Source organism: Paraburkholderia metrosideri (assembly GCF_904848625.1).
Classification (GTDB): Bacteria; Pseudomonadota; Gammaproteobacteria; order Burkholderiales; family Burkholderiaceae; genus Paraburkholderia; species Paraburkholderia metrosideri.
This window is the reverse complement of record NZ_CAJHCP010000003.1, coordinates 525,934-551,206: the sequence shown is the minus strand read 5'-3', so window position 1 is coordinate 551,206 and position 25,273 is coordinate 525,934. Positions and strand designations below refer to the sequence as shown.

Below are 25,273 nucleotides of genomic sequence, written 5' to 3'. Positions count from 1 at the left end.
TTCGGTCCCGCGGTCACCAACATCTTTCGATCCAGCGGTCTGCGTTAAAACAAGGGGAGTAGCAGTCATGCGTCAGCAAAGCGAATTGAAAGTTGCAATCGTCGGTTTGGGCTATGTCGGCTTGCCGCTCGCAGTCGAGTTCAGCAAGCGCAGACCGGTAGTGGGGTTCGATATCAATCGTGCGCGTATCAACGCGCTGCGTGAGGGTCGCGACACGACGCTGGAGGTGACTGACGATGAACTTGCCGCTGCAACAGGAATGAAATACACGTCAGATGTGGCGGAACTGAAAGACTGCAATTTGTATATCGCGACGGTGCCGACGCCAATCGACCGGTATAAACGCCCGGATCTGACTCCGTTGCTTCGTGCGAGCGAAACGATCGGAAGCGTCCTGAAACACGGCGACATTGTCATTTATGAGTCGACGGTCTACCCCGGGGCCACGGAAGAGGACTGCGTGCCCGTGCTGGAGCGCACGTCGGGCCTGAAGTTCAATGTCGACTTCTTCGTGGGTTATAGCCCGGAGCGCATCAATCCTGGCGACAGGACGCACCGTGTAACCGACATCCGCAAAGTGACGTCGGGCTCGACGCAAGAAGTGGCCGACCTCGTCGACTCGCTTTACCGCGAGATCATCACTGCTGGCACGCATAAGGCTAGCAGTATTCGAGTGGCCGAAGCGGCGAAGGTGATTGAGAACACGCAACGAGACGTCAACATTGCTTTGATGAATGAACTTTCGATCATTTTCAACAGGATGGGCATCGATACCGAGTCTGTCCTTCTCGCAGCAGGCACGAAATGGAACTTCCTGCCGTTTCGCCCGGGGCTCGTCGGCGGCCATTGCATTGGCGTCGATCCGTATTATCTGACGCACATGGCTCAGGCCATGGGTTACCACCCCGAAATCATTCTTGCGGGACGTCGCCTGAACGACAGCATGGGCATCCATGTCGTGTCGCAACTGATCAAGGCGTTGAGCAAGCGTGGCATCGATATCGCCGGGTCGCGCGTGCTGGTAATGGGCCTGAGTTTCAAGGAGAACTGCCCCGATCTGCGCAATACACGCGTCGTCGACATCGTTGCCGAGTTGTGTCAGTACAGTGTGCATGTGGATGTCTTCGACCCGTGGGTGTCGAAAGAGGAAGCTCACCACGAATACGGCATTGACCCGATCGATACGCCGGCGCGCGGAGCCTATGATGCGATCATCGTTGCGGTGGCGCATTCGCAGTTTGTCAAGATGGGCGAAGATGCGCTGCGCTCGTTCGGCAAATCACAGCACGTCCTGTACGACCTCAAATTCATCTTGCCGGCTGACGCGAGCGATCTGCGCCTCTAGGCGCCACGATCCGCGCCGGCTTCGCCGGTGAACGCGAAGGAAGACCGGGTTGCTTTGAATGTATTCGTTCTTTGGGAGATTTTCGATGTCCGAGCGCTATGACTCCATTCGAAAACAGCTCAAGCAAAATCCTCAGACATGGTTGATCACGGGAGTGGCCGGATTTATCGGGTCCAATCTACTTGAAGCGCTGCTTGCATTGGGACATCGAGTGGTGGGTCTCGACGATTTTTCGACCGGCTATCGTCGCAATCTCGACGAGGTTCGCGCTATCGTCACGCCCGAACAATGGAAGCGCTTCACCTTCATCGAAGGCGATATTCGCAACTCAGCAGACTGTGCACGCGCCGTGGCGGGCGTAGATCATGTGCTGCACGAGGCCGCGCTAGGTTCCGTGCCTCGCTCGGTGCATGATCCGATCGCGACTCACGAGGTGAACCTGAGCGGCTTCCTGAATATGTTGGTCGCGGCCCACGATGCGAACGTGCTGAGTTTCACGTACGCGGCGTCGAGTTCGACGTATGGCGATCATCCGGGGCTGCCAAAGGTCGAAGACACCATTGGGCAGCCTCTGTCTCCCTATGCCGTGACGAAGTACGCGAACGAGCTCTATGCGTCGGTATTCGCGCGAACGTACGGGTTTAACACCATTGGACTGCGTTACTTCAACGTCTTCGGCAAGCGCCAAGATCCGAATGGCGCATACGCGGCGGTCATACCGAAGTGGACGGCGGCGTTGATCGACGGGACTGAAGTCGTCATCAACGGCGACGGCGAGACGAGCCGTGACTTCTGCTTTATCGACAACGTCGTGCAAGCCAACCTGCTCGCTGCGACCTCGGAACCGTCGAGCCGCAATGAGGTGTACAACGTGGCTGTCGGTGGCCGCACGACGCTCAATCAACTGTATGAGGAATTGAAGGCGGCGCTCGCGCAAAATGGCGTGCATTGCGACAGGCCTCCTGTCTACGCACCTTTTCGCGCCGGAGATATACGGCACTCACAGGCGAACGTGGAGAAGGCCCGGCGTCTGCTTGGCTATGGGTATGCGATTCCACTCGCGCAGGGACTTGCCGAGGCGATGCCGTGGTATATCCAGTTCATATCGACGACGGGCGCCGAGTCGATTGAAAATCATCTGTTCCGACCCGTCTGAGCGATCGACCACCATGAAGATTTTGATGCTCGTGAGCTCGATGCAAGGTGGTGGCGCTGAGCGAGTCGCGTCTACGCTGGTCAATGCCTGGGCCGCGCGCGGCGATGCCGTCACGCTGGCCGCGACATTTTCCGGCCGCGGGGCATGCCACTATGAGCTTTCCAGCAACGTGAAATTCGTCTATCTGGTTGATCTCGCCAAACAGCGCGGTAAGGCGCCGAGAGCGTACTACTCGCGCTTCATGGCATTGCGCTCGCTGATCCGCGCAAGCAAGCCGGATGTCATCGTTTCCTTTCTGACCAATGTGAATATTACGGCGATCCTGGCATCGCGAGGGCTTGGCGTTCCCGTCATCGTTTCAGAGCGGACCAATCCGCTGGCCGATCGCCGCTCGCTGTTCTGGAAGCTGCTGTGCAAACTCGTGTACCCCCAGGCGAGTATCGTGACCTTGCTGACCGACAGCGTGGTCACTCCGTTCAGAAAAGTCGTACCTGGCATCAAGCGTATTGCGGTCGTACCGAGCCCTTTGCCTGACGCGTTGCTCGCGCAGAATCCGCAACCATTGAGCGAGGGCGAGCGCAAGCGCGTGATTGCACTTGGGCGTCTGCACGAATGCAAGCAGTTCGATTTGCTGGTCAACGCTTTCTCGTCGATCGCGCATGTACTCCCGGACTGGGATTTGTGGATCTGGGGGGAGGGGCCGGAACGCACGCGACTGGAAGCCCAGATTGCGAGGTTGGGCATGAGCGGCCGCATCTTCCTGCCTGGCCAAACCCGTACGCCATGGGCCGTGATGATAAATGCACAGGCGTTCGTGTTGTCGTCCCGGCATGAAGGTTTGCCAATGGCACTGATGGAAGGCATGGCGCTCGGGCTTCCGTCGGTGGCGTTCGACTGTCCAAGCGGTCCAAAGGAATTGACGTGCGACGGTCAGGATGGGTTGCTGATACCGCCGGGCGACGAGTTCGCGATGGCTAATGGCTTGCGCCGATTACTGTCGGACGAGTTGTTACGCCGCGAACTTGGCAAGCGGGGCGCCGCATCAGTACGGGAACGCTACTCGTCGCAAAGAATCCTGCAGATCTGGGATGAATTGTTCCAAACCGTCGGCGCGCGCGAAGAATGCTGAAATCGACGTGGAATCGCGACACCGCGAATCGCCACGCTGTCGCGGGAGTCGGCGGCACAACCTCGATGACGGCATGATTACTTTGCGAAGTTCGCACCCGTAAAAACCAGCGCGAGCGGGTAGTTTAAATACCGTTCAGGCGGCCTTTAGGAGAGAGTTTGATGTGCGGCATCGTCGGGTTTTTAGGGGGGAGATGGAGCGCGGACCTGTCTCCGATCAGAACGATCCGCATGATGGCGGATGCGATCGCCCATCGTGGGCCAGACTGCGCGGGCTCGTGGTGCGATCAGACGCGACGCCTCGCTTTCGGGCATCGACGCCTGTCGATTCAGGATCTCTCCGAAGCGGGCCATCAACCAATGCTTTCGCATTCCGGGCGTTATGTGATCGTCTTCAACGGCGAGATCTATAACCAACGGGAACTTCGCGTCCAACTGGAACGCTCGGGGCAGGCACCACGATGGCGCGGCAGTTCGGACACGGAAACGCTCGTTGCCTGCTTCGATGCGTGGGACATTCAGACCACGGTGCAGCGCTGTGCCGGCATGTTCGCGTTCGCCGTATGGGACCGCATGACCAGCACGCTGATGCTCGCACGCGACCGGCTCGGAGAAAAGCCGCTCTACTATGGCTGGCAGGGACAAGGTGACAGCACCACGTTTCTGTTTGGCTCCGAGCTGAAAGCAGTGAGGGCGCACCCGGCTTTCGAAGGCAAGATCAACCGAGGCGCGTTGAGTCTGCAATTGCGGCATGGCTGTGTGCCGGCACCCTATTCGATCTACGACGGTATCTTCAAACTTGAATCTGGATGCCTGCTTTCGATCTCTCTCGACGCGCGAGAGCCGAAGGTCTGGCCGTACTGGTCTGCCGTGGCCACGGTCGAAAATGGCATTGCACAGCGATTCACGGGTACGCCAGAGCAGGCGGTCGATCAACTCGAGGCACTGCTGCGCAAGTCGGTGAGTCAATGCATGATTTCCGACGTGCCGCTCGGCGCGTTTCTGTCTGGAGGGATCGACTCCTCCACCATTGTGGCTTTGATGCAGGCGCAATCTGCGCGCCCGGTGAGGACGTTCACGATCGGCTTTCATGAGCCAGGCTATGACGAGGCCACGCTCGCCAAAGCGGTCGCAAGGCATCTGGGTACGGACCACACACAACTGTATGTGACCGCAGACCAGGCGATGGGTGTGATCGAACGCTTGCCGACGTTTTACGACGAACCGTTTTCCGACGTCTCGCAGATTCCCACCATTCTGGTGGCCCAGCTTGCGAGACAGCATGTCACCGTGTCTTTGTCGGGCGACGCCGGCGACGAGTTGTTCTGTGGTTATACGCGTTATCAGAGAAGCGCGCGTATATGGAACAAAATGTCGCATGTGCCTGCACCTTTGCGCCGGCTTGCGATGAAAGGCGTGGCGGCCGTTTCGCCCAATGTATGGAACAGCATGGCGGATGCGGTCAGGCCCATGCTCCCCGCTTCTTTGCACAAAGCAAACATTGGAGACAAAATGCACAAGGCGGCGGCGATCATCAGCAGCGACTCATTTGATGAGCTCTATCTGCGTATGATGTCTCAATGGGACAATCCTGCAAGAACCGTGATCGCAGGCTTTGAGCCCTCGACGCTGCTAACCGATAATGCACCGGCTTTCAATGGAGTTAGTGGCATGCAGCGCATGATGGCGCTGGACATGATCACTTATCTCCCCGATGACATTTTGACGAAAGTCGACAGGGCTGCGATGGGGGTTTCACTCGAAACACGTATGCCATTTCTCGACCATCGCGTCGTCGAGTTTGCGTGGCGAGTGCCGCAATCGATGAAAATCCGCGATGGAGAGTCAAAGTGGATACTTCGACAGGTTCTTCACCGCCATGTACCGCGCAGACTCGTCGAAAGACCCAAGATGGGATTCGGCGTGCCGATCGGTCATTGGTTACGAGGGCATTTGAGAGAGTGGGCGGAGACATTGCTCGATCCGGCACGCTTGCGACGTGAAGGATATTTCGATCCAGCGATCGTTCGCCTCAAGTGGAAGCAGCATCTTTCATCCGAACACAACTGGCAAGGGCAGTTATGGAACGTGCTGATGTTCCAGAGTTGGCTGGAAAATCAGCAGACGCAGACCAATTCAGCCCACTCAACGAATGAGGATACCGATGACGCGCGCCAGATTTTATGATGCTGCGCACTGCCGCCGCGCCGCTTATCGAAGAATTGGTTGTCGAGGCATAGCATGAGCCCCGGGCATGGCGTCTTCACGATCTCACTAGATTTCGAGTTGTACTGGGGCGTGAGGGATAAACGCACAATCGAAGGTTATGGCGAGAATCTTCGCGGTGTCCGGAAAGCTATCCCCGAGATGTTGCGCATTTTCAGAGCGCACGACCTTCATGCAACATGGGCCGTCGTGGGATTTCTCTTTTTCAGGAACGCCGACGAGTTGAGAAAGGCCATTCCGGATCTTCAGCCAGATTACTCGAGGCGCACTTTCTCTCCTTATGAATATATCGCCGCAGCAACCGAGCTCGACCCGGCCTATCACTTCGCCCCCGATTTGATCGCGTTGATCGCAGCTACGGAAGGACAAGAAATTGCCACGCATACGTTCTCGCATTACTACTGTCTGGAGGGAGGTCAAACGAGGGACCAGTTCGAGGAAGATATTCGTTGTGCGCAGGCCGTTGCGAAAGCTCACGGCCTTACGATAAAGAGCCTTGTTTTTCCACGGAATCAGTGGAACGAGGAATATCTTTCGTCGCTTGCGAGGCTCGGGTTGCAGTGCTATCGGGGCAACGGTGTCGGGCGGATGCACAGAGCGTCGAATGCGGCGAGTCAAAGCCGGTTCACACGAGCTTTAAGATTGATCGACGCATATGTCAATCTTTCCGGTCATAACACCTACGACCTCCAGGAGTGCGTTCAGCAAACTCCGTTTAATTTCCCGGCAAGCAGGTTTCTTCGACCTTATTCAGAACGGGTGGCGTTTCTGGACGATCTCAGGCTGCACCGGGTCAAGAGATCGATGACTGACGCCGCTGTGAATCGACGGCTTTATCATCTGTGGTGGCACCCTCATAATTTCGGTGCCAACCTCCAGCAGAACATCCAGTTCCTGCAAGCGATTGCCGATCATTACGATGAGCTGGAAGTGAAGTACGGCTTCAGCTCGCTCAATATGGGAGGGCTGTGCGAAATCGCAACGGCGGGCCGCCGCTGGCAGAGTACCAGTACCTCGCTGGGCTACCTGTTCGAGAGATGGAAGTGACGAGCGTGAGCAAACTTCGTCAGTCCGACGCGAGAAGTCGCAAATAAAGTTGCTCGAAGCGCTGGCGTGCCCGTTCAATAGTGAAATCGAGGTGCGTGCGCTCCATAGCGGCAGCCCCTAATTGTCTGCGTGCGTCCTCTGACAGTTCGGCAAGCCGCAGCAGCCCATCGGCCAACGCCTCGGAGTTTTCCTTTGGCACGACGATTCCGGTGCGGGCGACCAGCATCGCCGCGTCACCGACATCCGTCACGACAGAGGGTAGTCCCATCGCCATCGCCTCGCCCACCACGTTCGGAAATCCCTCGGTGCGGGAGCTCAGGCAAAACAAGTCCATTGCTGCGAGGCAAATGGGAACGTCGCGTCGCTCGCCGAGCAGTACGAAGCGAGATGCGTGGCCTGTTGCCGTAATCCAACCAGCGAGTTCACGATTATCCGCATCGAGACTTCGACCGACCATCAGAAAGCGTATATCCGGGTTTCGTTCGGCAGCCAACCCCGCCGCACGAACGAAATTCGCATGATCTTTCACGGGATGAAAGCGCCCGACAATACCGATTACCACGGCATTCTGCGCGAATCCGCACTGCTCGCGCAGCGCATTGCGTTGCGCTAGCGTGGCAGACAGTTTCGCCATATCGAAGCCGTTCGGGATGACGAGCATGCGCCGCTCGTCGTATCCCACCGACACGTGTGCACGCAATGACGCGTGGGCGGCACAGACGATGGCGCGCGGCATCGATCGTGAAAGTCTGGCGCAAACCTTTCTCAAGATGGCCGTTGCGTGCGAGCCGCTCGCTCGGACATCGGTGGTTCGAATGCCCCAAACGATTCGCCGATGAGCGCTCAGCCATCCGGCGAGGCCGGCAAGAAAGTCGGCGTGATACATCCATGTCTGGATGATGTCGGGTTGCGTCGTGCGTATCAGCCGGACCAGCCGGACCAGCGTGAGCGGAATGCCTAGTGCCGTTTGCATACCGAGCACGTGTACATCGACCCCTCGGCCAGCCAACTGCTCGCCGATTTTCCCGTTCGTGGTGAGGGAACAGACGACGTGACAAAAATCGGGACTTCCGTGATGCGATTCGACCAGACGTTGCATCATCAATTCCGCGCCGTCCGAATGTAGGGCGATGATCACATGAAGTACTTTCACCATCGGATCTCCCGAATATCACGTGGGGCAAGATCGCACCGTTGAGCGGATCGCGGGCGACAGTGTGAATCGGTCAGAATGTGGCGCCTCGTTGAATCGATCCTCGTCGTCCTAAGATCTGGACCTGGAGAATCCCAGGTATAGGACGAAGGATCCTGCGTGCATCAGGGCGGTCGAAATCAACACGCCGGCGATTCCGAGCCATGGTATCAATAAGATGTTTCCAATTGCCTTCAGCATGAAGCTGAGAAGAGCAATCATGGCCATCGACCGGTAACGTCCTTCGCTCGCATAGAGCTGCATCATGACCAGTACGCCGAAGTAGAAGGGTACTTGCAGGAGACCCCAACGAAAGATGCTGGCCACCGCGGCTGTGTCGTGCCCGGTAAAAGCGCCGCGTTGAAACAGTAAGCCGACGACAGTTGGCGCCAGCAGCCAGGAGACCGCCGCGCAAGCGCCGCCCATCGCAAGCATAAGAAGCACCCATTTCAAAGCGGTGTGCCGGGCTCGTATAGGGTCGCCGCGACTGATGATGTCTGAGAGGATCGGCAGCGTGGCGCGGCCAATGGCCAGTGCGCCCATGCTAAGGAGGAGCGAGAGTACGCGGTTCGCGTAGCCGAGCGTTGCGATTGCGCCATCGCCGACGTGGGCCAGGAAATACTGATCGAGTGGTGCGGCCGTGCACAGGACGATCTGGCCTAACGTGAATACGCGCAACGCCTGAATGGTTGCTGCCCACTGCGGCGACTGGAATGACAGGCGCGGGCGCACGCGGATGTGGTCTGCTTGGCCGGCCAGTAGTCTCAGAGAAATTGCCTGCACGATGAAGCCGATCGTCGTGCCCCACAGTAACGGATAAATCGAACTGCCATCAGACGCGCACAGGACGAAAACCAGCGTGGCCGCCGCCGGCATACTCTCGAGCAGCGAACTGATATGGCGGTCACGAACCTGAAGACGCGCTGCATAGACGCAAACCACTAATGTGAGTACACCGACCGGCGCCATGCCGAGCATCAGTTGCCGTGTCATCTCGCGCGTTTGTAACGACAGATTTCCCGCCATCGCATGGAGCGCAACGGGCCAAAGCAGGTAAAGCGCGAGTGTGAGCATGGTGCCGACGATTGCCGTGGCCACTTCCAGTTCGCCGAGGAATCTCGCCTGATCCCGTTTGCCGTGTGTGCGAAGTTCGACTAAAACCGGCACAAGGACAATGGCGAGCACGGACGCCAACGCCGAAGGCAGCCATACGAGCAGTGTCAGCGTGAACTGATAGGCGTCGACGGTGTTGCTGACGCCATAGCGATAGGCGACGGCGACTTCCTTGAGCGCACCGGCGCAGCGGCCCAGCAACACGAACAGCGACACCCGCGCCGCATTGCGCGCGATTCGCAGATGATCCGGGTGAGCGTGCAGCAAGCGGCTTCGCCACGCCGCGATCTGAGATATCAAGGATGTAGCCTTCTATTTTCGTTCACACTGGTGGTTCGATTTGCAATCAACTCACGGATGCCGAACAGACTAACGCTAAACGGACAAGCTGGATCGGTATGCGTGAAGGGCAACATAAGTACTTCGGTCAAGGCAACGGGTTACCGAGTATTTGTATAAGAAAAAAACATTGGGCCGGGTTTGCTTGAATCAGACGACAGGGATCGCACCGAATATTTTCCGGCCTGTTTTGTGACACAGATATGTCGAACGCGTCGGGCAGTGTCGGCATATGGATCAACAGAGACGTTAGGGTAGAACGGAAAGGATATGGCGATCAAGCCGCGAGTCGCCATATCTTCGTTGCCTTGCTTGCCGCGGCGTTGGCCGGGTATGGCTCCTACGTTGAGATGTGGGAATTGCGAGGTTGGTTGCGACTTGATAGATGAGTGACATTTCTATCGAGTGGCCAGCGTGCCAGTGCGCACTTCGCGGAGCAGGACGTTAGAAGCACCACCGTACGCCGGGCTGGAACTCTGAACTGTTTCGACATTGATAATGGTCACCGCACCGATGTGGATGGGGTGGACGTAGATGATGGGCTTCGAATCCGAACCCGTGTTGCAATGTCTGGCAACCACGTTGCTGACGTGCGTTTCTCCCGACTTATAAAAGGCGTCGATGATGCCGCGTCGAATATTGGCTCCATAGTCATCGAGCGTCACCCCGTCGATTCTGAGGTAACCCCACGCGCCGACGATGCCGCCAAATCCATTTCCCTTCGCCACGACGTTGTGCAACACCGCGTGTGTGTTACCTCCGTCGACCTGAAAGCCAGGCCCCTTGTTGTTGTTGCATTGCGTGCGAAAGCATTGCACGTCGATGTTGCCCAGATTTCGCGGATCGTTGGGCTCGAAATCGATGCCGGCCATCGGCAGGGTGCCATTGGCATCTGCATAAACGCCATCGTAGTCCCGAAAACGGTTCGAATTGATGACCGACACGTTGTTCCTATATGCATTGCTCGCGCGGCAGTCGCGAAAGACGATATCGGTCGGCAAAGCGGCAAGCACGTTCGGCGATTCGCACGCCACATAGAATCCGTCAACTGCCGCGTTATGCGAGCGAACGTTTGTGAACGTCAACCGGGCGCATGACGAATAGATTTGCACGCTGTGCGCGGGCACTTCCCCGGGGCGGCGGTGACTTCGATTGCCGTCGACGGTCAGATCATTGATCTCACCGTCGGTGCATTGCCTGAAGCAAAGGATCTGGAAGCCATCGCGCACCGGCATGTTATCCGCTGCGGCTATCGTCGCACCGTTACCTTCGATGCGGAAATTCTGCGCGCCAGTCAAATCGATTCGATTCGAAACAACATAGCGCTTCGTTTCCAGAACAAGTGTGCGGTTCTGTTCTGCCTGAAGCCACCGAAATGCTGCGCGCAAACGGCTGGTGTCGTCGCTATCGCCAGAGGGAAAGTCTGCAAGCGAGGCCTGATTCAGCAGTGGCGCCGCCACGAGACGACGGAAATGAAGGGACCACGCCGCTGCACCTGACAAGATAACGTTTAAAGCGTGTCGGCGGTTGGGCAAGATCGGTCTCCAATTAAGATCAACATCAATGGATCAATCCACTTGTTGGCTGGGCAGGCTCTTGACACGGCCACCGGAAAGTATTACTCGATCAGAGAGTCGATAAATGCTATCCACTGGCTCCGGTACTGCGAACAGCGAAATACACTCGGATGTTGGCGGAGCATCAGTAATGCTCGACGGAAAGCCGGCGTGACAGAATCCGCGACTGTGCTGCGCGTGGACTCAGTGCAGACAGCCGGCTGGGGTTGAGCCTTGCAATTGGCCGCTAGCAACCGCAGGCGAAGCGGTCCAGCAGGCCGCCTTGACGCGACAGTCAAGCGGGCTTCCTTGCCAGGAAAATTAATCCACACATCTTGGTCACCACGAGCTTTTGAGTCATCGTCGGCAGCCATGCGGCCATGGTCTTGCGCTGGCCCAGTCGCGCCTGCAGCCAGTCGTCCTCGATATGCCGGATGTCGCAGAAGTAGTGGGTGTACATGGTATGGATTTCTTTGCGGGTTCGATAGTGAGTCCACTTGTCCAGCCACGCACAGGTATCCTCGCTCCAGCGCACGATACCGACATCGCGCTTGTTATAGCCAGCTCCAAGCGACCGAAGGGCCGCAGCGTAGTAGACCCGTGAGCGGCTCCCTTTCGGAAACCAGTGCAAAAACGGAACGCCGCAATGCCCCTCGCGCCAGACACCCTTGTGCGGAAAAAGGTTGATGACTGTGCCGCCAGGTTTCAGCACTCGCTTGATCTCTGCTAGCACAACATCGAGATCTTCGACGTGTTCCATGACCTGATTATTAACGACCAGATCGAATGAAGCGCTTTCGAATGGAATGATGTCACCTTCCATTGGTCTGATCGCTGTGCCGAAAAGGCTACGATCGACGGATGCCGCATAGTCCGATGCCTCGTAGAAAATGTCGCAGCCGTAGCTATCGATTTCGCGCCGACGTAGTTCCGCTACGATCCGGCCGGCGCCGCAACCGTAATCGAGCACACGAGTCTGCTCGCCCTGTAGATGGTCGAGAATCCACTGAATGCAGAAATCATAGTTGTTCATGGACCACTCACATCGTTAAAAACTGAAGCCGGGTTCAAGCATCGCCTCGTAGAATTGGCCTGCTCAGGTCAGCTTGTTGCACGGCATGCGCTCCTTGCACTTCTGAGGATGCGGGCGGAGGCTCAAAAATTGTGAGTACGCGTCGTGTGCCAGTTCGTTACCGAGTACTTTGCTGTGCAGCGTCGAATCATTCTGTGCACGGTGCACGGAGCGGTACAGTCTCGCAATTGTAATTGGCGTTATGTGCGGTGCCTCACACAAGCGAAATCATAGCGCGCTATTTCACCCATAAATACGCGTTTTAACCGATCCGCCGGATTGGCGAGAAAATTGACGAAGTGGAACGGGGGTGAATAAGACAGAAATGTTATCTAAGCTTGATTGAGGAGTTTGAGCCGTCATAGAACTGCATGATAAGTCATATAAAACGATAATTGGGTGCAAGTCCCAATATGTCCCACGCGCGCGCGGAAAATACGATCGAGTCCTGTCAAATGCGAACGGACTTGACTAGATGGGATAGTTTGGCGCGTAGGCGCACTTTCCTGTTCCGAAGGTGCAGGGAGGTGCCGCATGTCGTCGAGAAGCACATTGGGAACTATAGGGACGAGGGGTACGGACATAATACGATCACGGCAGGATACTCACGCCGCTGATCTGAACATCCGAGCTTCCGTCGTAGACCATGCTCGAGCTTTCGACCACTTGGACGTTGTTAACGATCACCGACAGGCTGTGAACCGGATGCACGTAGATGATCGGCTTCGAAGACCCGGTATTGCAGTTGCGCGCGACCACGTTATTTATGATTGTCTGCCCGGAGTTATCGAACGCGTCGATGATGCCTCGGCGAACGCTCGATCCGTAGTTTTCGAGCGTGATGCCCTCGATTTCGAGGTAGCCCCACGATCCGACGATGCCACCGAACGCATTCGCGTCGGCGACTACATTGTTCAGGATCACGTGTGTGTTCTGTCCGTCGACCTGAAACCCCGGGCCCGTGTTATTGTTGCACTGCGTGCCAAAGCATTGCACGTCGATATTGCCGAGGTCTCGCGAATCGTTGGGCTCGAAATCGGCGCCTGCCATCGGGAGCGTGCCGTTAGCATTCGTGTAGACGCCGTCGTAGTCGCGGAATCGATTCGAATTGATGAGCGTGAGATTGTTACGGTATGCGTTGTTCGCGGTGCAACTGCGGAAAGCGATATCAGTGGGCAAAGCAGCGAGCGTATCGGGTGATTGCGACGCAACGTAGAATCCGTCGACTGCTGCGTTATCTGATCGAACGGTGTGAAACGTTAGCCGGGCGCACGAAGAATAGATTTGCACGCTGTGAGCGGGCACTTCCGCCGGGCTGCGGTTCGACCGATTGCCATCGATATTAAGGTTGTCGATCTCGCCGTCGGTGCATCCCTCGAAGTGGAGAATCTGAAAGCCATCCTGCACGGGCATGCTATCGGCGGCGGCTATCGTCGCGCCATTGCCCTCGATGCGGAAGTTTTGTGCGTTCGTGAGCCCAATACGGCTCGACACGACATAGCGCGTGGTATCAAGGACTAGCATCCGGTTCTGCTCAGTCTGCAACCAGTGAAATGCTGCCAGCAAACGTTCGGTATCGTCGCTTCCGCGCGCGGGAAAGCTCGCGACGGAGGCTTGATCCCAAGTGGATGCCGCAAGGGCATGAAAGGGACGAGTCGCCCATGCGGCAGCGCTGCAGAGAATTGTTAGCACCAACTGCCGGCGGTGGGTCACGATGAATCTCCAATGAACGTAGTATTTCGTCAACTGAGTAACAGCTTGATCGAAGCGCTTTACTATGAGAATAGGTAAATATTTCGGGTATCGAAATGGTGTGTCGAGAATAGGGCCAGTCGATCTTATTCTTCAGATGAAGGGCGCGGCGGGTCAGACCTAAGAGCTTTGCGGCACACTCAGGGACTTTCCGCATATTCTCCGTGGCGCTTCCTATGCAACGCTTGGCGAGTTCAGTGAGCTGATTCGAGAATCGGAAATAAACGCACGAGACGGTAGAGGGAATGGACATGAAAGACTGGCCGCGCGTCGGCTTCATCTTCCTCGCGTTGCTCATCGCATCAGTGATGAGCTACGGTCCTTACGTGATGATGGTCGGCATCCTGTTGCTGGCGGCAATCTGCATCTCGATGAGTAGCACGCGAGCCTGCTTGTTTAACAAACGTAATGCGTGCATTGCGTTTGCGTCTATCGCGGTGATCAGCTGCTTCTATCTGTATGCGCTGATCGTGCCGCACCCGCAAGGCGCCGCCCCGCTCGAAAAATCCCTGACTAACAACTATCTGTTCCTGATCCTGGTGGTCATTTTCCTGTTTTCTTTCAGGGCATTGTTCCACACTCATCTGAAGGACGTGACCGACGTGCTGGGCGCCCTATTGGTATTCAACGCTGTCATTCTGCTGATTCAAACCGTGATGCTAGCCGTTACTCATCAATATATCGATTTGGTTCATCCTGTGACAGGCGTTGAGTCTCGATATCGAAATTACGCAAACCTTAACCCGTTCTTTGCGTACCGGCCAACAGGGCTATTTGTAGAGCCATCGGAGTTCAGCGCGGCGATCGACGCAATGGCAATCGGGTACGTGATCCTGAGCCGCGCCCTTGGGCGTCGCCCTAACAATCATGTGATCGGACTAACGATCCTGTGCATGCTCATTACGCAGTCCACGGCGGCCATCATCCAAAGCGGCATTTTGCTGCTGGCAGTCGTCTTGCTGCAAAGACCGAAGACGAAGCTATGGTTTCTCGCCTGCATCGCTCTCGCGCTCATCGCGTCACCGGGCTTGCTGATGCGCTATACCGATAGCTTTGTGTTGAAGTACGATGCCACCTCGGGCATTCGTCTAGCCTTGCTTGACTATATCTACCACGCCCGACAAGGCTGGGATTACTGGATAGGATTCGGGCCCTTTTCGGTAGAAGCCAGTTTGTACACCATGGCGACGAGCGATCCTGACGCGCCTGTCGCCTCGCTCAACGATGCGGGACTGTTAAACTACTTTGTTGTTCAGTTCGGCATTATCGGGCTCGCGGTCCCGGCGTGCATGTTCCTCAGGATGCGCAAGAACCTCACTACGGTGTTGTTTTTCGCCGCGCTGATGACATCCAAATTGTCCTATACGTATCCCGCTCTCTACTATGGCCTGCTGCCGCTGCTGATAGTGCTTCCAGAGCCGAAGGAACCGGCGGCGAGCGAAGTGCACGAACTGATGTCGGTAAGCCGCGGGCGACACGCACCCGACGTGTGACGCCTCTAGTTACAGCTTTGACAAACTAACGGCTATTTCAAAAGTGGAGTGGCTAATGCGGCTTACGAGGCATGTGGGTTGAAGGCCGAGAAGTCGAGCTTGCCTGCGATGAGGAACAGCACAGTTCGCATGGTTTTGAAGCTGGCGTATCCGCGCACCTTGCGCTTGGCAGCTTGAAACAGGCCATTGATGGCTTCATGAAACCGTTGGTCTGGCGTGTCTGCGCCCACGCGACGATGCCGTCGAAATGACGAACGATCATGCGTGCGACCTCCTTTATGGGTTCAACCTTGGAGCGCATGACGTTGCTACACCACCGGCGCAACATCTTTGAGACCACATGGATCTCATCCGGTATCCCGCGTGCCGCGATGTACGGTCATCGATTGCGCTGCCGCCCTGGCGGGCGTCGTTGCGTGCGACATGCGGGGTTACGTTGCGCGCCCGGCAATCGTTTACGAAATCACGTGTGTCGTAGGCCTTGTCGGCACCGACTGTCTTCGCGTGAGTGCCCGGCACGCAGTCGAGCAGTCGCAGCGCACTGGCCCGCTCGCCAAAGCCATCTGCATGGATTGCCGCAGCGCCGACCCCCAGCCCGGAGCGGTTCTCCATCAGGATATGCCTCTGCCTCTGGTAACAGAGGATGGCCGGGCTTTGCTTGCTCTTCTTGAACAGGCGCGCATCTGCATCAGCGCTCGACTCATGCGTGTCATCGCTGCGCCGCTCGCCTTTCCAGTCGGTCTCAGCGTTGCGCCCGCCGCCACCCGGCGGATCGTCCGAGCACGAACTCTATTCAGTATAGGCGGAGCCTAACGGCCCCCCTTTCGAACGCCTCGTACACCAATAAGGGTATCTACTTGGCGATCTGGCGGATTAAGGTAACATTTTCTGGTTAGAATAAATGGCCTAATATTTACTTGTATGTAACTGCACACCCCGCAAGTGCAGGCGCCGAAGATGCCCAGCTGCGGCGCCGGCCGGCAACTCTGGGCGCGGGTTCCCTCTGCCCAGAGGTCCCGTCGGGAGCGGCTGACCCGGGCCGAACTGCCTTTCAGTTAATTAGTAGTACAAATGATGAATTTTGAAGGCGAGGGTCCTTCCTGACCACCGTCAGGAAATTAATGGCGTGCTAACCGGTGACGCGGGGCGTTTTCGACGCATTAATCAGGAGAGGAATTGCTGGGGCGCATCGTCAACATCTCCTCCGTGAACGGTTCCAAAGGTTCAGTCGGTCAGACCAACTACGCTGCGGCCAAGGCGGGTATGCACGGCTTCACCAAATCGCTGGCGCTGGAAGTGGCGCGCAAAGGCGTGACCGTCAACACGATTTCGCCGGGCTACCTGGCGACGAAGATGGTCACGGCGATTCCGCAGGAGATCCTTGATACAAAGGTCCTGCCGCTTATCCCCATGGGGCGTCTGGGCAAACCCGAAGAAGTGGCGGCGCTCGTGCTTTACCTGTGCTCGGACGATGCCGTCTTCGTGACCGGTTCCAATATCGCTATCAACGGTGGTCAGCACATGCAGTAACGCGACGAGCGCGCCGGCCGGTTCGTGCAGGGACACCGCACGAACCGGCGTGAACCATTCACGCAACACCCTGGGCTTCCATGAGAGGAATGTGTCATGAGTGAAACTTGGACGGGCATGATCATTGGGGGCTCAGCCCTCAGTATCGCGATGCTCATGGTGATTGGTCACTATCGCCGTGAGCGGAGGCGGGCAAGACTGCTACGACATCTGGATCATTATGAGTGGTGGCATCAAACGCGTGGGCGAATGTGACCGCACTGCCCGTGCGGATAACAGACAAACCCATCAGAGAGCGGGCTGGAGGATGACACCGGAAATGGCCGGGCTATTAATGGCCACAGGCCATCAGATCACGGTACGTACGAGGAGCGGCGACATGCGGGTCGCCGCGGTCTGGCAGGTGCTGATGCCGGTCGCGCGTGACATCGAGCGCGTCCGGATTGTGACCAGCCGCGAACATGGTTTCGAGGCCATGACGATATCGTTTGCCGAAGCGTTCGCCGGGTCGCTGAACGCGGTTCTCAGACAGTTCGAGAAGGTGACGTGGGTGGCCACCGCAGAGCTTTGCTAAACATTCCTGGTGTCACGCCGAGGCGTCGGCCGGCACGCGTCGTAGTTTCGGGGTGCGCATGGTCGTCGTTCAGCAGGGGGCGCCTGCATTGGTTGTTTGTTTGACAAAAACAGGCTCAGCTGAAGCCTGGCTCGGGATTCACTTCTTCGAGTAGGAGAGCAGCATGAGAGTATCTGTCCGAAAGGACGGATCTGCGCTTTCCCACGCGCCGGACAACTGGTACGCCGTAGATTGGCGGCGGGTTGAACGGAACGTGAGAGGGATGCAGATTCGAATTGCGAAGGCGACGCGGGAAGGCAACTGGCGCAGGGGGAGAGCCCTGCAACGGATGTTGACCCGCACGTTGTCCGCAAAGCTGTATGCGGTACGACGTGTTACGCAGAATCAGGGTGCGCGAACGGCTGGAGTCGATCGCGAACTTTGGGACTCGCCTGAGAGCCGATGGCTTGCTGTCGGCAGGTTGAAGCGGCGTGGATATAAGCCTCTGCCTTTACGGAGAGTCTTTATCCCCAAGGCCAATGAAAAGGAGCGCCCTCTGGGCATTCCGACCATGCGGGACAGGGCGATGCAAGCCTTGTATCTGCTGGCCTTGGAGCCGGTGTCGGAATCGACGAGCGACCCGAACTCTTATGGGTTCAGGTTAAACCGCTCGACGGCTGACGCCATGTCACAGATATTCGTCGCCATGTCCCAGAAGGGTTCAGCCCGTTGGGTGCTGGAGGCGGATATCAAGGGATGCTTGGATCTCTCATAGCAATGCCCTCTGGTTCATGAAGTGCGTTCGAAGAAGTCCGGCTGTTCGCTAACGACCTTGATGCGCAAGCCTTTGCATCGACCGCGGCGGACCAGCACCGCGTCGAGTTCGCCGCGCTTTACACGCTGCAACACAGTTTGACGGGAAACACCGAGTCGCTGCGTTGCGACCTGCATAGCGACGTATCCATCAGGAGTGCTATCAACAAAGATGCGACGCAATGCTTCTGTTATCCGAATGCGCCAGGGCGTACCGGGCGTGGGATGCTCGCCGGCGATGAAGCCGTCATTGACCCAGCGATGGAGTGTCGACGGTGCGGTGCCCAGCACGCGGGCGGCCTGGCGGACGCTGAGCAGTTCTCCATCGGGCTGCTCAGCCGGTGGTTCGAAACAGGGGATCTTCCAGTGACGGCGCAGGTTACCCACGAGATTCTGGTTGAAGCGCATCCCCTGTGCACTCAGCCGACCCTGCGCATTGAGGATGCCCGCAATGGTGGCGTCGGGATAGTGCTGCGCGAGCCGACGGACCAGCGCAAGGGTCTCTTCGTCGGTGCGAATGGTGGCCGGCCGCGAGCGGGGCAGCTCCACATCGCATTCGGTGAGCTTGCCGCCTCGCCAGCGCAGTTTAAGATGCGCCTGGTATTGTTCGCGATGAACGGTAACCGTCACTTCCTCAAGCAGGGCGCGCAGCAACTGCTTTCTGTCACGCACGGCGAGGTTCGGCGCATACCACAGTAGCTGAAGATCTTTGCCGAGTGCCAGGAGGCTTTGGCGTTCCTGAACGCTCAACGTTCGAGGGCGGAGCTGCTCGCGCCGCTCCAGTTCATGTTGTGCCTGCTCGAGTTCGTGCAGACGTTTCTCCCATTGGGCTTCGAGCCCACGTGCCACCAGGCGATTCTCGGGGTCGACGGCATGGTATCGGCGCTCGGCCCGCTGCGCTTCATAGCGCGCGCGTTCCACAGCCAGTCGCCACTGCACAAGCGCGGCGTCATGATCGGCTTCGAGAAGCTCTGCGGCCCTCACAGCCGCTTGCAGACCGGCAGGTTCGACGGCACGCAGGAAGGTTTCGGCGGCGGCACCGTCGATCTGCAGACCACCGACATTCAGGCAATAGACGCCACGGCCATTCACAACACCTTTATTTGCACAATGGTATCCCGGTGTCTCGTTCATGCCGCGGTAGTGGGTTCTGAGTCGCCGGCCACAGTGACCGCAGATCGCCAGACCCTGAAGCAAGGCTGTGCCCTCTCTCACGGCCCCTCCAGCGTGATGCGGCGTGGGTTTGATATTGCCACCCAGGCGAACCTGATTGGCTTCATAAGTGGCCCAGTCGATATAGCCTTCATGATGGTCCTTGATGAGCACGGCCCACTGCGACTGCGGCAGCCGACGCACGCGCGTCTTCAGTCCCCCCTGCGGGTCGATGTATCGCTCCTGCCGGCTCCTGCCGTAGCAATAGGCACCAGCATAAACCGGATTGGCGAGCACGCTATGGATCGCATGATACGTCGGCGCGATCCAGCGGATCTGGTCGCTGTGATGCATCTGCAGGGGGAACGAGAGGTCCTCCGAGCGAAACCACAGCCAGACGCGGCGGGCTGAGCCGAATTCGCTGAAACGGGCGAATACGGCGCGTATTGCACCGACCACCGCTTCGTCGGGATGCAGTCTCACCTCGCCGTCGGCCTCGCCCCATACCAGCCCGGTTGGCAACCCGCGGCGCAATTCACCACGGGCTGCCTTGTTGCGAATGCCGCCATCCAGACGGGCGCGCAGGATGTGCAGTTCGGCTTCACTCATGGTGCCCTTCAGGCCGAGCAATAGCCGATCGTTAAAAAGCGCCGGGTTATATACGCCATCGGCATCGCCGATGAGCGTATCGGTCATGCTGCACAGATCGAGCAGACGGTACCAGTCGGAGTTGTTGCGCGCCAGACGCGAGACTTCGAGTCCGAGAATGATTCCAACGTGCCCCAGTGCTACCTCGGCGGTCATGCGCGCAAAGCCGCCACGATTCGCGACACTGGCGCCCGAGAGGCCCAGATCCTCGTCGACCACACTGACCTGCTGTTCGTGCCAGCCGAGGCTGAGCGCACGTTGAGCAAGCGCGTACTGGCGCTGTGTCGATTCGCGGTTGTGCTCAACCTGACTGGCGCTGGACTGGCGGATGTAAACGACCGCGGTACGCTGCAGATGGCTCACGGCTATCTTGTGGGATGCATCACTCATCGTTGTGCTCCAGTTCGTTTGGATGACTTACGATTACGACCTTTGCGATCGCCTGCGCGAGCCGATCGATCATCGTTTCGCGTGTCGCTTCGTCGAGTTGCTCCCATAGACTGTCGTCGTGCGGCAGATCCTCGAAGGCCAGGTTCAGTTGCATCGTTGCTCTCCTGTTCCGTTTGGCGCAATAAAGCGTCAATGATGACGCGAGCGTGGAGCAGGTCGGCGAGTGAACCCAGCACGTCGGATGCCGGGGCGGTCCCCACGACATCGGCAATGGAATCGGTCCAGTCGACAGGAATCAGTCCGCGTGACTGGTCTGGAAGAAGCAGCAGGAGATGGGGTCGACCAGCGCGTTGCCGCCGGCTGATGACTGCAGGCGCAAGCCTTCGAATGGATGGCCTGCTCGTGTGATGACGACCGCTTCAGGAACGTCTTGGGATGGGGTAGTCTGTCGTGGTTTCCTTCGACCATATTAGCCATAACTGGTTGGAGACCCATGTCCTGATGGACAAGGAAATCCTCCGGAAATGGCTGAAAGCTGGCCTGATTTACAAGGGGCAGCTTCAGGCGACAGAGGCCGGTACGCCGCAAGGAGGGATCATTTCTCCGACGCTGGCGAATGTGACGCTGAACGGGCTGGAGCGAGAACTGCTAGCGCACCTTAGTGCGAAGTTTGGGATCGCAAAAGCCAACAAGCTTAAAGTCAATGTGGTGCGGTACGCGGACGACTTCGTGATCACCGGTGAATCGCAAGAGTTGCTGGAGCAGGAAGTTCGACCTTGGGTGGAAACATTCCTTGCCGTTCGAGGTCTGCAACTGTCCGAGGAGAAAACGCGGATCACACACATTGACCAAGGCTTCGATTTCCTGGGGTGGAATTTCCGTAAGTACTCGGGGACGCTACTCATCAAGCCGAGCAAGAAGAACGTGCAAACGTTCTATCGCAAGGTGGCGGATACGATCAGCGGTCACAAGACGGTAAAGCAAGCGGATCTGATTCGTTTGCTAAATCCGATGCTACGGGGCTGGGCGCAGTATCACAGTCCCGTGGTCGCCAAAGAGGCATACAGCCGCATGGAGTCTTTGATTTTCCGAAGGCTTTGGCGGTGGTCGAAGAGGCGGCACCTGAACAAGAGCGCCGAATGGGTGAAGAAGAAATACTTTCACTCGGAGGGCAATCGACACTGGGTGTTCGCTGTTCCTGTAGCTCGTGACGACGGTGGTAAGGGGTTGCTTAGCCTGTACCAGATCAGCAGCGGTACGGAAATTAAGCGACACAGAAAGGTCAAAGGAGCATTCAATCCCTTTGATCCTGAGTGGGAGCAGTACGGCGAACAGTTGCGACAGGCGCATGGAATGTCCGCGCCGAATGAATTTTGAGCCACCGCGCCGATCGAGCTTTGAGCCGGGGTGGAGACCGGCCTGAAGAAGGACCGGTTGTGGATAAGTGTATGGGTTTCCGGAGTGGTTGTCCTCCTTCGTATGAGGATGCACTGCGCGGCAAGCGACGATCAGGCCGATTCGTTCGCGCTCGCATCGTCGGCTCTGCGCGCTGCTTCGCGCGAGCGGATACGCTTCCTTGCACTGGCGCTGCTATGGCGGAAACGGTAGCTTTCGTTGCCGGTTTCCACGATGTGGCAGTGATGCGTCAGCCTGTCCAGCAATGCCGTGGTCATCTTCGCGTCGCCGAACACACTGGACCATTCGGCGAAGTCCAGATTCGTCGTCACCGCAACGCTCGTGTGCTCGTACAGGCGGCTCAGCAGGTGGAACAGCAACGCCCCGCCGGCCTGGCTGAAGGGCAGATATCCGAGTTCGTCCAGAATGACCAGGTCGAGGCGAAGCAGGCTCGCCGCTATCCTCCCCGCGCGTCCCTGCGCCTTCTCCTGCTCCAGTGCGTTGGCCAGATCCACGGTCGAGTAGAAGCGCACCCGCTTGCCGTGGTGCATGATGCCGGACACGCCGATGGCGGTCGCCAGATGCGTCTTGCCCGAGCCCGGGCCGCCGACCAGAACCAGGTTGTGCGCGCCCTCGGTGAACGTCATGCCGGCCAGTTGCGTGACGAGCTGGCGGTCGACCGGCGAGCCATCGAGGTCGAAGCCCGCGATGTCGCGATGCACCGGGAACTTCGCCGCGTTCATCTGGTGGCTGACCGAACGCACGGCCCGATCCGCGACCTCGGCCTGCAACAGCCGTTCGAGCAGCCATTGCGAAGACGCCGCCTCGACATTCACCTGTTCGAGCAGTTCGGTCCAGCCGGCAGCCATGCCGTGCAGCCGCAAGTGTTTGAGTTCGACAATCAGATCACGCATGACCGGCCTCCGGCTGTCGCAGTGCCGGGCGCAGCCCGTCGTAGCGCGATGTGTCGGCCAGCGGCGGTGTCGTCAGTTGTAGCGCAGTATCGATCTTCGGCGGCATCTGCACGCTGCGCATGCGCGACAGCACGTTCACCACATGCTCGACGCTCACGCGCCCGGAGGGCGGCTCCTGCTCCAATGCAAGTTCGACTGCAACCACTACGGCGTCCAGACCGCTTTCCGGGACCAGCGCCAGAACCTTAGCCATTACCCGGTCGCCACCTGGCTCGCGTAGTAACGCCCGACGCAGCCGTTGCAGCGGATCGGGCATATCCTGGAACGGCGCACCGTTGCGCAGGGCTCCTGGCTTGCGCTGGATCAGCGGGATGTAGTGCTGCCACTGGTATCGCACCTGTCCTTCGTCGGCCAGTCGATCGTGTTCGGCCACCACGGCATCGTCGCCGACCACCACAACACGCCCAGGATAGAGTCGCGTGCTGAGCATCTGGCCTGCGAATTCGCATGGCACGGAGTAGCGATTGCGGCCAATCACCACCAGGCAGGTCGACGAGACTCGTGCCGCACGCTCAACATAACCGTCAAACGGTGTTGGCATCGGCATCAGATGAGCGCGTTCCTGCTCGAACACGTCGGCGACGCTCAGCTCACGATAGTCCGGATGCTTCACCTGATCCCACAACGACCGGCACCGGGTCGCCAGCCATGCATTCAGATCAGCGAAACTGCCGAAGCGTTGCCCACGCGCCTCAGTCCAGATACGCAGGCGGCTGTCCTGCACGTTCTTCTCGACGACGCCTTTCTCCCAGCCACTGGCGACGTTGCAGAAGTCCGGATCGAACAGATAGTGCGAACACATCACTGCGAAACGCGGATTGACCGTGCGACCCTTGCCTTTGTGCACATTGTCTACGGCCGTTTTCATATTGTCTACAAGGACTTTCCCGTTTTGCAAGCAACAATTTGCCGGACCTAATCGTTGCCGACAGGTATCTTGAGGTTCTTCGATTGCGTTCATCCGTCAGCACGTTCGTGATGAGCTCGAGGTATGTGGACGGCGTGTCTACAAACGGACATTTCTGCTGCCACAAACGGCAGCGGTCCCTGATGAAAGACGCGCGCCAAAGGCTCCAGTCATACAACGGGGATTCAGGCTACAGCAGTGCCTGTTACGCCCAACAACATGAGCGAGCATTCCTCAGCGCAGGTCCAACCTCTTTTACTCATCGACAACTGCATGTCACACCATGCTGGCTTTACTGCCGTACAAACGACGTCATAACTAACTGAATTCTCTCACCCGGAGTAACAACTAGACCGGGACCTTGAACGCGTCGCCCAGGCGTAGCGCGGCCCAGCACATTCGCGCGTTCTTGGCTGCGATTGCAACGACTGCGCGACCGAATCCTCGCCGCTGCTTCAATTGCAGAGCCCAACGACTGACTGGATCGGAATGGGCTGCCGCCTTCATGAGCAGCGATCTCGCGCCCATGACGAGCAACGTTCGAAGGTAGCTGTCGCCAGTCTTGGTGATACTTCCGAGTCTGGCTTTGCCCCCAGAACTGTGCTGCCCCGGGGTCAGTCCCAACCAGGCACAGAACTGTCGCGAATTCTTGAAGTCATGCCCGTTACCGACACTCGCTACTATGGCTGTTGCAGTTGTCGGCCCGACGCCAGCGAGCTTCATTAATCGACATGCTCTGTCATTCTGTTTGGCTAATTGTGCGAGATACTTGTCGTACTCTCTAATACGCTCATCCAGACGACCAAGGTGGTTAAGCATGTCTCCGATCGCCGTGTTGCACCAGCCGGGCAAATCCTCCAATACCGCGAGCGCCTCCCGCCGCATAGCACTCGCCTTAAGTGGAAGCGCGATGCCGAGTTCGCTCAGTAGTCCACGGATCCTGTTGATCAGCGCTGTACGCTCTTCAATGTATCCTTGGCGTGCCCGGTGGATAAATAGATCTGCTTGCTGACCGATCGTCTTGATAGGCACAAACCTCATGTTCGGTCTGATGACTGCCTCACAGATTGCAGCTGCGTCATTCGCATCATTTTTTCCACGCTTACCTGCCATCCGGTATGGCGAGACGAACTTTGGCGCCATCAGACGAACGGTATGGCCGAGCTTCTCGAACTCCCGCGCCCAGTGATGTGCGCCTGAGCAGGTCTCCATGCCGATAAGGCAGGGCGGTAGGGAGGCCACGAGTTCGAGCAACCTGCTACGGCGGACCTCAGGGCGTACCAATTCGGGCTTGCCTGTCGGCCCGACGCCGTGCTGTGGCGCGACAATCTGGATGAGAGACGCGCGACAATCAAGTTGAGAATGCGTGTTGCCTCACGGGAAGATGTTATTCCCGTCTAATTGTCGTTTTCCCATTGTTCTGCGATGAAGGCTGGCGCTGCGTAGCGGCGCCAGCCTTCATCGCATCGGCGTCGCCCAGTATCCGGGTCAC

The 25,273-nt window shown here is 57.8% G+C and carries 16 protein-coding genes and 6 pseudogenes; 10 read left to right on the top strand and 12 right to left on the bottom strand.

Going from position 1 to position 25,273, the window contains the following annotated elements; genetic code table 11:
• Positions 1-67 precede the first annotated feature (67 nt).
• The 5 genes from tviB to LMG28727_RS08205 all read left to right on the top strand — a co-directional run bounded on the left by tviB (position 68) and on the right by LMG28727_RS08205 (position 6,902).
• Complete coding sequence (gene tviB / locus LMG28727_RS08225; protein ID WP_201641792.1) at positions 68-1,345, top strand: Vi polysaccharide biosynthesis UDP-N-acetylglucosamine C-6 dehydrogenase TviB; 1,278 nt, start codon at positions 68-70, stop codon at positions 1,343-1,345.
• An 85-nt stretch (positions 1,346-1,430) separates the two neighbouring features.
• Positions 1,431-2,501 (top strand): SDR family oxidoreductase, encoded by a 1,071-nt coding sequence (locus LMG28727_RS08220; RefSeq protein WP_201641791.1) that lies wholly within the window; start codon positions 1,431-1,433, stop codon positions 2,499-2,501.
• 13 nt (positions 2,502-2,514) lie between these two features.
• A complete protein-coding gene (locus tag LMG28727_RS08215) occupies positions 2,515-3,630 on the top strand; it encodes a glycosyltransferase family 4 protein (protein ID WP_201641790.1) in 1,116 nt (371 codons plus the stop codon).
• Positions 3,631-3,791: 161 nt separating this feature from the next.
• A complete protein-coding gene (gene asnB, locus LMG28727_RS08210; protein WP_201641789.1) occupies positions 3,792-5,816 on the top strand; it encodes an asparagine synthase (glutamine-hydrolyzing) in 2,025 nt (674 codons plus the stop codon).
• A gap of 54 nt (positions 5,817-5,870) precedes the next feature.
• A complete protein-coding gene (locus tag LMG28727_RS08205) occupies positions 5,871-6,902 on the top strand; it encodes a polysaccharide deacetylase family protein (RefSeq protein ID WP_201641788.1) in 1,032 nt (343 codons plus the stop codon).
• A gap of 19 nt (positions 6,903-6,921) precedes the next feature.
• Here LMG28727_RS08205 and LMG28727_RS08200 read toward each other — a convergent pair whose 3' ends face one another.
• The 5 genes from LMG28727_RS08200 to LMG28727_RS08180 form a co-directional block, all read right to left on the bottom strand.
• Entirely contained in the window at positions 6,922-8,004 is a 1,083-nt protein-coding gene (locus LMG28727_RS08200) for a glycosyltransferase family 4 protein (protein ID WP_268960461.1), read from the bottom strand.
• 162 nt (positions 8,005-8,166) lie between these two features.
• Entirely contained in the window at positions 8,167-9,474 is a 1,308-nt protein-coding gene (gene murJ, locus LMG28727_RS08195) for a murein biosynthesis integral membrane protein MurJ (RefSeq protein ID WP_236591660.1), read from the bottom strand.
• Positions 9,475-9,944: 470 nt separating this feature from the next.
• Entirely contained in the window at positions 9,945-11,081 is a 1,137-nt protein-coding gene (locus LMG28727_RS08190; RefSeq protein ID WP_201641786.1) for a hypothetical protein, read from the bottom strand.
• Positions 11,082-11,397: 316 nt separating this feature from the next.
• Positions 11,398-12,135 carry a class I SAM-dependent methyltransferase gene (locus tag LMG28727_RS08185; protein WP_201641785.1) on the bottom strand — a complete coding sequence of 246 codons (738 nt, stop codon included), beginning with the start codon at positions 12,133-12,135 and terminating at the stop codon, positions 11,398-11,400.
• A gap of 630 nt (positions 12,136-12,765) precedes the next feature.
• Positions 12,766-13,698, bottom strand: a complete 933-nt coding sequence (locus LMG28727_RS08180; protein WP_201641784.1) for a hypothetical protein — start codon at positions 13,696-13,698, stop codon at positions 12,766-12,768.
• A gap of 473 nt (positions 13,699-14,171) precedes the next feature.
• On the opposite strand from LMG28727_RS08180, the gene LMG28727_RS08175 reads away from it, so the two are divergent.
• Entirely contained in the window at positions 14,172-15,419 is a 1,248-nt protein-coding gene (locus LMG28727_RS08175) for a hypothetical protein (protein WP_201641783.1), read from the top strand.
• 62 nt (positions 15,420-15,481) lie between these two features.
• Here the strand turns inward: LMG28727_RS08175 and LMG28727_RS08170 are convergent.
• Together LMG28727_RS08170 and LMG28727_RS08165 are read right to left on the bottom strand one after the other, a co-directional pair.
• A pseudogene (locus tag LMG28727_RS08170) lies at positions 15,482-15,768 on the bottom strand (transposase); the annotation flags it as partial.
• Positions 15,747-16,199, bottom strand: a pseudogene (locus tag LMG28727_RS08165) (IS5/IS1182 family transposase); the annotation flags it as partial. The pseudogenes LMG28727_RS08165 and LMG28727_RS08170, both read right to left, overlap by 22 nt.
• Before the next feature lie 402 nt (positions 16,200-16,601).
• Here LMG28727_RS08165 and LMG28727_RS08160 point away from each other — a divergent pair.
• The 3 genes and pseudogenes from LMG28727_RS08160 to LMG28727_RS08150 form a co-directional block, all read left to right on the top strand.
• Positions 16,602-16,949, top strand: a pseudogene (locus LMG28727_RS08160) (SDR family oxidoreductase); the annotation flags it as partial.
• Between the two features lie 379 nt (positions 16,950-17,328).
• On the top strand, positions 17,329-17,523 hold the full coding sequence (locus tag LMG28727_RS08155) for a hypothetical protein (RefSeq protein ID WP_236591659.1): 195 nt from the start codon (positions 17,329-17,331) through the stop codon (positions 17,521-17,523).
• 163 nt (positions 17,524-17,686) lie between these two features.
• Positions 17,687-18,268, top strand: a pseudogene (locus LMG28727_RS08150) (reverse transcriptase N-terminal domain-containing protein); the annotation flags it as partial.
• Between the two features lie 23 nt (positions 18,269-18,291).
• Here the strand turns inward: LMG28727_RS08150 and LMG28727_RS08145 are convergent.
• Both LMG28727_RS08145 and LMG28727_RS08140 read right to left on the bottom strand, forming a co-directional pair.
• Positions 18,292-20,505, bottom strand: coding sequence for a recombinase family protein (locus LMG28727_RS08145; RefSeq protein WP_201641781.1), 2,214 nt, complete (start codon positions 20,503-20,505; stop codon positions 18,292-18,294).
• Positions 20,498-20,659, bottom strand: coding sequence for a hypothetical protein (locus LMG28727_RS08140; RefSeq protein WP_201641780.1), 162 nt, complete (start codon positions 20,657-20,659; stop codon positions 20,498-20,500). Before LMG28727_RS08140 ends, LMG28727_RS08145 begins: the two co-directional genes overlap by 8 nt.
• A 305-nt stretch (positions 20,660-20,964) precedes the next feature.
• Here LMG28727_RS08140 and LMG28727_RS08135 point away from each other — a divergent pair.
• Positions 20,965-21,849 (top strand): annotated as a pseudogene (locus LMG28727_RS08135) (group II intron maturase-specific domain-containing protein); the annotation flags it as partial.
• A 164-nt stretch (positions 21,850-22,013) separates the two neighbouring features.
• On the opposite strand, the gene istB reads toward LMG28727_RS08135, so the two are convergent.
• The 3 genes and pseudogenes from istB to LMG28727_RS08120 all read right to left on the bottom strand — a co-directional run bounded on the left by istB (position 22,014) and on the right by LMG28727_RS08120 (position 25,116).
• Positions 22,014-22,814, bottom strand: coding sequence for an IS21-like element helper ATPase IstB (gene istB / locus LMG28727_RS08130; protein WP_201641779.1), 801 nt, complete (start codon positions 22,812-22,814; stop codon positions 22,014-22,016).
• Positions 22,807-23,754, bottom strand: a pseudogene (locus LMG28727_RS08125) (Mu transposase domain-containing protein); the annotation flags it as partial. The gene istB and the pseudogene LMG28727_RS08125, both read right to left, overlap by 8 nt.
• A 375-nt stretch (positions 23,755-24,129) precedes the next feature.
• On the bottom strand, positions 24,130-25,116 hold the full coding sequence (locus tag LMG28727_RS08120) for an IS110 family RNA-guided transposase (protein WP_201641903.1): 987 nt from the start codon (positions 25,114-25,116) through the stop codon (positions 24,130-24,132).
• Positions 25,117-25,273 lie beyond the last annotated feature (157 nt).

Coding starts and splice junctions, on each gene's coding strand:
- asnB (WP_201641789.1), top strand. CDS start 3,792: ATGTGCGGCATCGTCGGGTTTTTAGGGGGGAGATGGAGCGCGGACCTG.
- LMG28727_RS08155 (WP_236591659.1), top strand. CDS start 17,329: ATGCGGGTCGCCGCGGTCTGGCAGGTGCTGATGCCGGTCGCGCGTGAC.
- LMG28727_RS08180 (WP_201641784.1), bottom strand. CDS start 13,698: ATGCTAGTCCTTGATACCACGCGCTATGTCGTGTCGAGCCGTATTGGG.
- LMG28727_RS08175 (WP_201641783.1), top strand. CDS start 14,172: ATGGACATGAAAGACTGGCCGCGCGTCGGCTTCATCTTCCTCGCGTTG.
- istB (WP_201641779.1), bottom strand. CDS start 22,814: ATGCGTGATCTGATTGTCGAACTCAAACACTTGCGGCTGCACGGCATG.
- LMG28727_RS08140 (WP_201641780.1), bottom strand. CDS start 20,659: ATGCAACTGAACCTGGCCTTCGAGGATCTGCCGCACGACGACAGTCTA.
- LMG28727_RS08215 (WP_201641790.1), top strand. CDS start 2,515: ATGAAGATTTTGATGCTCGTGAGCTCGATGCAAGGTGGTGGCGCTGAG.
- LMG28727_RS08220 (WP_201641791.1), top strand. CDS start 1,431: ATGTCCGAGCGCTATGACTCCATTCGAAAACAGCTCAAGCAAAATCCT.
- LMG28727_RS08185 (WP_201641785.1), bottom strand. CDS start 12,135: ATGAACAACTATGATTTCTGCATTCAGTGGATTCTCGACCATCTACAG.
- LMG28727_RS08205 (WP_201641788.1), top strand. CDS start 5,871: ATGAGCCCCGGGCATGGCGTCTTCACGATCTCACTAGATTTCGAGTTG.
- LMG28727_RS08200 (WP_268960461.1), bottom strand. CDS start 8,004: ATGATGCAACGTCTGGTCGAATCGCATCACGGAAGTCCCGATTTTTGT.
- tviB (WP_201641792.1), top strand. CDS start 68: ATGCGTCAGCAAAGCGAATTGAAAGTTGCAATCGTCGGTTTGGGCTAT.
- LMG28727_RS08145 (WP_201641781.1), bottom strand. CDS start 20,505: ATGAGTGATGCATCCCACAAGATAGCCGTGAGCCATCTGCAGCGTACC.